Raw genomic sequence first — 417 nt, forward strand, 5'->3', positions numbered from 1 at the left:
CTTTATCGTTAAGCGAATGTTTAGACAGTACGTTTATACAACCGATAATTTTTAATGTGTCTTCGGTGTTTATTTCCATGTCTTTATTTTTCTTGATTGTTTCTTTTATTTTTTCGGTTAATTGTTCTTCTTCCATTGTTAAAACAATGACTTTGTAATCTGATAATAATCCGTCACTTACCGCTTTGCCGAAACCTATACGGTGCATTTCTTCGCCGTAAAGTTCCACATCGTCCATTGAGCAAACTTCCGCTGACGCTTCTTTGGCTTTCTTTTGGGCGGCTTCTGTATAAATTCTTGGCGTAGCGGTCATGTAGATACGTTTCTTGCTGTTTATAAAATTATTGTCATGGACTTTTACAAAAGCCGATTCATCGTTAGTAGAAAGAGTTACACCCGTTGTACGATGGGCTTCAT

At 36.9% G+C, this 417-nt stretch carries 1 protein-coding gene; it reads right to left on the reverse strand.

What is annotated here, in order from left to right; all coding sequences use genetic code 11:
* A partial coding sequence (locus ACYVTD_RS17195; RefSeq protein WP_461248855.1) for a hypothetical protein occupies positions 1 to 417 on the reverse strand: 417 nt, incomplete at both ends.

Source organism: Treponema sp. R6D11, assembly GCF_054786075.1.